This window comes from Brachyspira catarrhinii (genome assembly GCF_005518285.1).
Lineage (GTDB): Bacteria > Spirochaetota > Brachyspiria > Brachyspirales > Brachyspiraceae > Brachyspira > Brachyspira catarrhinii.
Genome location: NZ_SJDU01000548.1, coordinates 1 through 1187, shown reverse-complemented (window position 1 = coordinate 1187; position 1187 = coordinate 1). Strand labels below are relative to the sequence as shown.

Annotated in this window: 1 protein-coding gene; it reads left to right on the top strand. The window is 24.1% G+C overall.

Annotated elements, in window-relative coordinates:
- The first annotated feature begins 127 nt into the window (after positions 1-127).
- Positions 128-1177, top strand: a complete 1050-nt coding sequence (locus EZH24_RS12220; protein WP_137999337.1) for a polysialyltransferase family glycosyltransferase — start codon at positions 128-130, stop codon at positions 1175-1177.
- Positions 1178-1187: the final 10 nt, after the last annotated feature.

The following is a 1187-nucleotide window of genomic DNA, read 5'->3' as shown; positions in this document are numbered from 1 at the left end:
ATACAATACAATACAAGCCATTATTATAATTTTTGGCTGTTTTTTCATTGCAAAACTAAAAGATTATTTCAAACATTTAAACGCTTTCTTTGGCGTTCGCTATTTTTAATTGTCAAAGGAGTAAAATATGATAAATAGAATAATATTTACCATCGATTTTTTAACACATTCCTTTTACAATAACGGAACATATCATTTTTGGTTTGTTAAATTATTAAAAAGATTGATATATTATTCCACTAATTTGGAAATATTAGAATTAAAAAACTTAAACTTTGACAGAAAAGAATTTTTTAATAAAAGTTCTATAACCGATATTAAAGAAAGTTATTATTTATACGACATTTCAAAAATTAAAAAAGAATCAATCGATTATTTGAAACAATTTGTAGATAGCGACTGTTTAATTATAGGCGTAGAGTTGGGCGAAGATATTAAAAATATATTCGATAATTTGAATATTTCTTTTATTAATTTCTGGTTTCATCCGTATAAATTATTTGACGATGCGATTTTTATGATGAATACAAATAATGTCGATATTTTCAACATTTTAACAAAATATAAAATACCCGAAGAATATTTTTATTTCTACGCGGACTATTTCAATATATACATTGAAAATAATCTTTTTAACGATGATAAAATATTGGATAATTCGGCTCTCTTTATAGGACAAACGAGCGTAGATGTTTCGGTTAAGAGAGGCAATGAATTTTTAAATATTATTTCTTATAAAGATTATATAGAAAAATTATCTAAAAATTATTCGAAGATTTATTATTGTCCGCATCCGCTTGAAAAAGATATTTTGGAAGTAAACGAATATATAGCTTCGAGCGATTATATCGAATTGATAAACGATATTCCGACATATTTTTTGCTTACTTCAAATAAAATAAAGAAAGTAATAAGCGTATCCTCGTCCGTTTTGTATGAGGCAAAATATTTTGGCAAAGAGATAGAATATTTATACAAACCGTTATTTAGAATAGACGAAGATTTTTCAATAAACACTTTCATAAGCATTAATAACGATTATTTTAATCCGTATTTTTGGAGCGATATTTTATCTCCTATTATAAACACTAATAAAAATGTAATTAACGACAAAATATTTAATTATTCTAAAAATAAAATTAGAAATATCAGAAATACATATTACGGATACGCTTAATTTAGATAAA

What these genes read in the sequence shown, in the direction of transcription:
- EZH24_RS12220 (WP_137999337.1), top strand. Translation starts at nt 128, where the DNA reads ATGATAAATAGAATAATATTTACCATCGATTTTTTAACACATTCCTTT.